This window comes from Pseudomonas sp. UBA2684, assembly GCA_002354655.1.
Classification (GTDB): Bacteria; Pseudomonadota; Gammaproteobacteria; order Pseudomonadales; family Pseudomonadaceae; genus Aquipseudomonas.
In genome coordinates this window covers 22,283-29,474 of the sequence record DELY01000058.1, presented here as the reverse complement: position 1 = coordinate 29,474, position 7,192 = coordinate 22,283, and the positions used below count along the sequence as shown (strand labels likewise).

The following is a 7,192-nucleotide window of genomic DNA, read 5'->3' as shown; positions in this document are numbered from 1 at the left end:
GACCAGACTAAGACAGCGGTACCAACGCCGACGGCGAGCCGAGAGCTATTCGGCCCGAATAGCTGTCCGACCAGGGCAGCGGCGCCGGAGGGCAACTGGGTGGTACCCCGGGCACCACTCCAGCCAGGACCAGGGCGTCGGCACCGGCACCGGCGGACAACTGGGTGGTGCGGCCTGCTCCACGTCTATAAGAAGCAGCACCGCTTCCCCCTCATATAGAGGCAACAACAAATCCCCTTCCGTCGGGCTATGGATTTCTTGCTGCACCGCCAGCGACCGAATTGCAGCATGGGCGCAAACTTCCCCGTAAGGAAAAACCGCACCATGGCTGACAACTACCGGCTCAACATTGGCTCCCTGCGGAGCGATGTGCAGCTCACCCTCCACACGCACCACGCTGCCCGCATTTGGATGGGGCGGCCCAAGAATGAGCAGAAGCCGGGAATCATCGGTTTGTCCGGATTCTGCTCCATCATCAACCGCATGACCCGTGGTGCCACCCAGGACGATCCCTACTCCGACTGGTGGATGATCAACCTGGAGGACAAGATCAATGAGTCCGACGCCGCGCTGAAGGATATCGACCAGCGGCTGGACGACGTGATGGCGAACCTGCCGCCCGCGATCAGCATCAGCAACAACCTGTCGATCCAGCCGGTCAGGCTTCCCCTCTATATTTCCAACCCCCTCGGGTTCAAGGCCGTCTACCTGCTGACCTCCTATGACGAGATCGTTCGACGCATCCTGCTGGCCCAGCACGTCGGCCTGATCGGCCGCCGTGACATGGAGTTGTGGATCGACGAGGGTGCTGCCGTGCTCCGCAAACTCTTCGGGCTGGCACAGATCTACCGCTACTCGGGGGCCTGCCGTGACGACTTCGCCGCGAACAATGCGAAGGCTGAAGCAGCTCGCAAGATGTACGAACGTCACGGCGAGATTCCCCAGGACATCCTGGAGGGCACTCGCCGCTCCACGTTCGCTCCGCCGATCACTCGCGGACAGCCGGAAAGCGAGTCGCCGGAGCCGTTCTCCGGTGACATCGGCGACGGCGAGGACTGATCGGTATGTGGCAGATCGGCTCCTCCAACGAGACACTGCAACAGGCTGCCTTCCGGCCACTGCAACAGGATGCCTTTCAGAGGCTGCAACAGGGTGCCTCACTAAAGGGCCTTTTAAAGCCTTTTAAAGGTAAGGGGGAGCTGGCCCAGTTTGCGGAGCAATGCCGCGTGCTGGAGGTGGGTTTGAAAGAGCTTGCCCAGGGCGTGCTGGCCCAGGTTCGGCGCCATCCCTTCACCCTCCTGCCCGTCCGCTTGACCGAGCAGAACACCCAGGCCGGAACCATGTTCCTGCGCTGGCAGCACGTCGCCACTCGCAGGATGGGTGTCGGCGTCTGGGCGGAGATGGTCGGCCACCCCAAGACACCAATACCGATGCTGCAGGACCTCTACGCCCTGGAGCTGCAGCGCATCACCCTCAACATGCAGATCAGCCTGATCCACTCCATCGGCAAACAGGCCGCCGAATGCGCCGAGAAGATGGGCCAGGCCGAGGCCGTGCTCATGGAGCGGCTGCAGCAGGGCACCAACCTCATGCAACACAACTAACCGGAGAACGCTCATGGGTACATCCGTACAAAGCTGGGAAGGCAACATTGGCTCCGCACCGGAGTTCAAGGAATTCCCCAACGGCAACAAAGAGCCACGGCGCCTGCTGCGGCTCAACATCTACTTCGACAACTCGGTGCCGGACGGCAACGGCGGTTACGAAGACAAAGGAGGTTTCTGGGCCAACGTCGAGTGGTGGCACAAGGACGCTGAAAACTACTCGCGCCTGTTCCAGAAAGGCATGCGCGTGACTGTGTCAGGTCGTGCGGTTATGGATCGCTGGGAGAACAACGAGGGCGAGTTCGAAGCGCTGAAGATCCAGGCCAGTCGGGTCGGTATGCTCCCGCACCGCATCACGGCGGTTACGCTCAGTGCTTCGCAGGGTGCAAATGGTCAGCAGGGCAATCGGCCACAACCCCAACTGCCGCTCAACGCCGATCAGGATGCCTATCCCGATCCAGACGAGCCCCTCTGATAGGGGCTTAATTTCGGCCCCATTCGGGAAGCTGCTGGTGGAGGGGGAGACGGTTCATCGTCGCCCCCTTCTCATTTCTGGAACCCTGGGGGGAGTTGCAACATGCAGGTAGATGAAGATGTGGGAAATCCCAGAGGCTGGCTGTTGGTGTCAACGGACCATTCGGTGGTCGGCCAGTTGTACTGGTGTTTCTCGGCTCGACATGCGCCCAGGTAAAATCGCGCCATTCGGGAAACTCTCGCTGATTGGTAGCTTTCCCATCGGCGAACTGTGGCAACGTCTGTAGAATTCTGGCGGCCACTAAAAAATCACCCAAGCGTGACGCTACCGTTCGACTGACTTGCTCATCGGGAGACTATGCCCATGCAGGACTCGATCAAGATGCAGAAGCCAGCAGACAGGCGTCGGCTCAACAACCCCCATCGTGCCGTAGTATCTGCCGGTGCCGAGGCCGCCCGGAAAGGGCTACCAGTGCATGCCTGCCCATATAGTCATCCTGCAATGCGGGCGTCCTGGCTGAAAGGGTTTGCCCAGGCACAACAGCTGTCACTTGACCTTTAGCCCCTGAAAAGCTCCCCCTGCCCGGTGACCATTTCCAGTTGAAGCTCCTCCCTTGCTGCCACGACAGTCGGTCTCTGGCAAATCGAGAGGGGTATCCCATGAAGCTGTTGATCATCGAGGCACCCGGCAAGCTGAAGAAGCTGCAGCCGATGATGAAGAAGCTGCGCCCAGGTGAAGACTGGCAGGTGATCGCCAGCGGCGGTCACATCCGCGACCTCCCGGCCAAGGGCCAGGACGACACGATGATCACCACCGGCGTGCGCAAAAACTACGCCCCGGTGTATGAAGTCCTGGAGAAAAGCTCGCGGAATGTGCGAGCCATAAAGGCTGCAGCGAAACAGGCGAGTGAAATCTACCTGGCCACTGACCCGGATCGCGAGGGCGAAAGCATCAGCTGGCACATCCAGCAGGTGCTGGGAGTCAAAGACTACAAGCGCATCACCTTCAACGAGATCACCCTCAAGCGTGTCCAGGAGGCCTTGGCCAATCCACGGCAGATCGACCTAAACAGGGTTGCCTCGCAGGAGTGTCGCCGTGTCCTGGATCGATTGGTGGGCTACCTGGTGACCCAGGAACTCCGCCGCCTGATGGGCAAACCCACTTCAGCCGGGCGCGTCCAGTCGCCTGCCGTCTACCTGGTGGTACTGCGCGAACGCGAGATCCGTAACTGCGTGGTAATCAACCACTTTGGCGCCCGACTGCACTTCGTCACCCCCAACGGCAAAACCACCTGGAGTGCTGAGTGGCAGCCGGTACCGGACTTCACAACCAAGGAGCCCCCCTATATCCGGGACGGCAATCTCGCCCAGTTGGTCGCCTCCACTCGCAACGTGGTGGTCGAGGCGTGCGAAGACCGCCGGTCCGAGCGGAACCCACCGGCGCCCTTCATCTCCTCATCGCTGCAACAGGCAGCGAGCAACGCCCTGAAGTGGGATCCAGACAAGACCATGCAGGTCGCGCAACGCCTCTACGAGCAAGGCGTCATCACCTATCACCGCACGGACAACCCCAACGTACCGGACGAGGCTATGGAGGACATCCGCAAGGTGTCCAGCTCGCTGGGCGTGAATGCCGTCACCGAGCGGAGGACGTTCAACGCGGCAGAATGCGCCCAGGAAGGCCACCCTGCCATCACCCCAACTTACTGGGCCGACGAGGTCGCCGGAGAGGATCCTGAAGAGCAGGCGCTGTACAAACTCATTCGGATCCGCGCACTGGCCAGCCAACTGGAGGCTGCCATCTACGATGTGCGCACTGCCAAGTTGCTCGCCGTAGGCCCGGATCGGAAGCCTCTGCGCTTCACCGCAACTGGCAAGACGATCGCCTATCTCGGTTGGATGAAGCTCCTGCTGGGCGACGACACCGACGATGACGAGGATGCCGAGGCGGACAACCCAGTGCCCGCGCTCTCCCCTAAACAGATCCTCCCGGTTCACAGCGGCGAGCTGCTGAAGAAGAAAACCCAGCCACCGGCGCGATACTCCAAGGCCAGCCTGATCAAGGAGATGGAACGCCGCGGCATCGGCCGTCCGAGCACTTTCGCCTCGATCATGAAGAACATCACCAGCAAGGGCCTGATCGAGGAGAAGAGTCGCAAGCTGATCCCGGCCGGCCTGGGAGAGGAGACGATCGCGCGGCTGGAAGGGTTCTTCAGTTTCGTCGAGCTCGACTTCACACGGGAACTGGAGCGCGACCTGGACCAGATCGCCCAGGGCCAGGACACCTACGGTGCTGTGGTCTCCCGGCTGCACAAGCGCCTGGAGGAGGAACTGTCGAAACAGCGAGGGCTGCCCAGTGTGCCGATGCAATCGTCCCGGCCGGCCGCGACGCCGAGCTCCGAATTCAAATGCGGCGAGTGCGGTCAACCCCTCGCAAAGCGTCAGAAAAAGGGGGAAGGCGGTTACGACTTCTGGGGCTGCACCGGCTACAAGTCCAGTGGATGCAAGGTCAGCTACCCCAACCTGAACGGCAAGCCGAACTTCGACAAGCCCAAGGGGCTGTAGCAGCAGGCGCGATTTTTCGCGTAAAGGCTGCTGCCGTGCGGAAAATCTGCCCTAGCCCAAGTACGCATTTGCCATAGAAACCAAGGACCTGGACAGCCAACAGTGCCATGCGCTTATAGAGGAGTTGACGCGTGGCAACACAGGAGACGCCTTCGGCATCGGATCAGACCTTGCTTGATCCCACCCTGCAGAACTACTCGAAACAGCAGATCGCTGTCGCAAACATCTGGGCGGATCACTTCCGGTCGCAGCCTCAGCAATGGATCATCCAGCGGCTGGGCGAAGCATGAGCCGACCACGCCTGATGAATCGGCGACCGGAGCTGCTGAGCAATGCCATCTTCGACGGGTATGACTTCGGTCTGCAGTTACAGTTCGTAGAGGGAGCCAACCGTCTGCTCCTCGAGCGCGATGGCTTCTACCTGCGCCGGTCGGAGCATCCCCTCTACCGGTACTGGCGGTTGCCCAAAGGCAAGCTGCTGGCCGAGCTGGACCTACTCTTCCATGGCCTCATGGAGCTGGTCGACGGGCGTTACGCCGAATCCTGGCAGTCGTTCTGTCAGAAACAGGAAGCCGCCCAGGCCGCGCCCGATCGGCAAGCGTTCACCTGGAGGCTGGTCTTCCGGATCGCCCCACTCGCTCAGGGCGGCATTCTCCTGTCCGGCGACTACCACCCCGGGATGGTGGCGGTGGCCAGACGCATGCGGGGAATCTTCCTCGGGCACTCCCGCTCCTGGAGAATCGACGCTTCTGCGGAGCTGGTCCGCAGCAACCTGATCCTGGAACTGGGCCTGTCCGAGGAGCAATTCGAGATCCTGGACACGGTCCAGGAACTGCTCAGTGATGGGACCGTCGCCCCAGTCGAGTCCATCACGCGCATCAGCCTGGGCGGCCCGGCCCAGGAGCAGGTCGCGAAGGCTTCCGAGGACGAGACCTCAGCTGACGTCTACCTGGCGGCCGTGCCCTCCATCGAGCGCACCGAGTACACCGATGCGCAGATCGAGAAGGCTCTATTGAGCTACTCGCTGCTGGATCATCAGCCCGCCGGCATCCGTCATCTGTTACAGCGGACCAGCGCCCTCCTGGCCGACGACATGGGCCTGGGCAAAACCCTGCAAACCCTGGCGCATATCCTTTGCGAAAAACACGCCGGGCGCCTGACGCAGCCGGCATTGATCGTCATGCCGACCAGCCTGATCCCCAACTGGCAGGACGAAGCCGCGCGCTTTACCCCCGAACTGCGCGTACTGGCGCTGCACGGCAGCAAACGCCGCGCACAATTCAAGCTGATCGGCGCGCACGACATCGTGCTCAGCACTTACGCCCTGTTGCCGCGCGACCTCAAGGTACTGACGGCGCAGACCTATCACCTGCTGATTCTCGATGAAGCGCAGAACATCAAGAACCCGCGCAGCAAAGCCGCCCTCGCCGCCGCTCAGGTGCAGGCCCGGCAACGTCTGTGCCTGACCGGCACACCGCTGGAAAACCACCTCGGCGAACTCTGGTCGCTGTTCAATTTCCTCATGCCCGGCTGGCTCGGCGACAGCAAGAGCTTCAACCGCGACTACCGCGTCCCCATCGAGAAGCACGCCAACGAACAGCGCCTGGCGCATCTACGCGGGCGCATCAAACCCTTCGTGCTAAGGCGTAAAAAGGCACAGGTGGCCCGCGAGCTGCCGCCGAAAACCGAGATCACCCACTGGGTCGAGTTGAGCCCTGCGCAACGTGATCGCTACGAAACCCTGCGCCTGGCGATGGACCAGAAAGTCCGTGCGGAAATCGCCCGCCAGGGCCTCGCGCGCAGCCAGATCGTCATCCTCGAAGCCTTGCTGCGCCTGCGTCAGGCCTGCTGCGACCTGCGCCTGCTGGACAGCGATCATACGCACCTGAAGAGCCACGATTCGGGCAAGCTCAGCGCCCTGCTGGAGATGCTCGACGAACTGTTCGCCGAGGGCCGGCGGGTGCTGCTGTTCTCCCAGTTCACCTCGATGCTGGCACTGATCGAACGCGAATTGCAGGCGCGGCGGATCGACTACGTCAAACTCACCGGCAGCACCCAAGACCGCCGCACCCCCGTCGAACGCTTCCAGAGTGGCGAGCTGCCGATCTTTCTGATCAGCCTGAAAGCCGGTGGCGCCGGCTTGAACCTCACCGCCGCCGACACGGTGATCCACTTCGACCCCTGGTGGAACCCGGCCGCCGAAGCCCAGGCCAGCGACCGCGCCTACCGCATCGGCCAGGACAAACCGGTGTTCGTCTACAAACTGATCGCTCGCGGCAGCGTGGAAGAAAAGATCCAGCTGCTGCAACAGGCCAAAGCCAACCTCGCGCGCGGCGTGCTGGAAGGCGGCAGCCAGGCGCAGTGGCAACTCAGCGAAGATGACCTGGCAGCGCTGTTCGCCCCGCTCGGCGCCTGAGGCTGCAAGCGGGTCCCGGCAACCCAAACCGCCGGCAATCCAGATAAACCATAGGGTGGACATGGCAAAGCCTTGGCCACCCCTGCGGCCTGTCCGCCCGACGACTCATGTGGCGGGCGGACAGGCCGCATTG

The 7,192-nt window shown here is 62.1% G+C and carries 7 protein-coding genes; all 7 read left to right on the top strand.

Annotated elements, in window-relative coordinates; genetic code table 11:
* The first annotated feature begins 324 nt into the window (after positions 1 to 324).
* The 7 genes from B3M58_RS21555 to B3M58_RS21525 all read left to right on the top strand — a co-directional run bounded on the left by B3M58_RS21555 (position 325) and on the right by B3M58_RS21525 (position 7,059).
* Complete coding sequence (locus B3M58_RS21555; protein WP_296222362.1) at positions 325 to 1,059, top strand: PFL_4669 family integrating conjugative element protein; 735 nt, start codon at positions 325 to 327, stop codon at positions 1,057 to 1,059.
* Between the two features lie 5 nt (positions 1,060 to 1,064).
* On the top strand, positions 1,065 to 1,604 hold the full coding sequence (locus B3M58_RS21550; RefSeq protein WP_296222361.1) for a DUF3158 family protein: 540 nt from the start codon (positions 1,065 to 1,067) through the stop codon (positions 1,602 to 1,604).
* A gap of 13 nt (positions 1,605 to 1,617) precedes the next feature.
* Entirely contained in the window at positions 1,618 to 2,079 is a 462-nt protein-coding gene (locus B3M58_RS21545) for a single-stranded DNA-binding protein (RefSeq protein ID WP_296222360.1), read from the top strand.
* A 381-nt stretch (positions 2,080 to 2,460) separates the two neighbouring features.
* A complete protein-coding gene (locus tag B3M58_RS21540) occupies positions 2,461 to 2,640 on the top strand; it encodes an Rmf/CrpP fold protein (protein ID WP_296222428.1) in 180 nt (59 codons plus the stop codon).
* 98 nt (positions 2,641 to 2,738) lie between these two features.
* Positions 2,739 to 4,643 carry a type I DNA topoisomerase gene (topA, locus tag B3M58_RS21535; protein WP_296222358.1) on the top strand — a complete coding sequence of 635 codons (1,905 nt, stop codon included), beginning with the start codon at positions 2,739 to 2,741 and terminating at the stop codon, positions 4,641 to 4,643.
* 131 nt (positions 4,644 to 4,774) lie between these two features.
* The gene (locus B3M58_RS21530) at positions 4,775 to 4,933 is read left to right on the top strand and encodes a hypothetical protein (protein ID WP_296222356.1); all 159 of its coding nucleotides are present in this window, start codon (positions 4,775 to 4,777) and stop codon (positions 4,931 to 4,933) included.
* On the top strand, positions 4,930 to 7,059 hold the full coding sequence (locus tag B3M58_RS21525) for a DEAD/DEAH box helicase (RefSeq protein ID WP_414704122.1): 2,130 nt from the start codon (positions 4,930 to 4,932) through the stop codon (positions 7,057 to 7,059). The genes B3M58_RS21530 and B3M58_RS21525 overlap by 4 nt, the downstream gene beginning before the upstream one ends.
* Positions 7,060 to 7,192: the final 133 nt, after the last annotated feature.

Excerpts from the sequence above, each read along its gene's own strand:
- B3M58_RS21550 (WP_296222361.1), top strand. The coding sequence starts at position 1,065 with ATGTGGCAGATCGGCTCCTCCAACGAGACACTGCAACAGGCTGCCTTC.
- B3M58_RS21525 (WP_414704122.1), top strand. The coding sequence starts at position 4,930 with ATGAGCCGACCACGCCTGATGAATCGGCGACCGGAGCTGCTGAGCAAT.
- topA (WP_296222358.1), top strand. The coding sequence starts at position 2,739 with ATGAAGCTGTTGATCATCGAGGCACCCGGCAAGCTGAAGAAGCTGCAG.
- B3M58_RS21545 (WP_296222360.1), top strand. The coding sequence starts at position 1,618 with ATGGGTACATCCGTACAAAGCTGGGAAGGCAACATTGGCTCCGCACCG.
- B3M58_RS21555 (WP_296222362.1), top strand. The coding sequence starts at position 325 with ATGGCTGACAACTACCGGCTCAACATTGGCTCCCTGCGGAGCGATGTG.
- B3M58_RS21540 (WP_296222428.1), top strand. The coding sequence starts at position 2,461 with ATGCAGAAGCCAGCAGACAGGCGTCGGCTCAACAACCCCCATCGTGCC.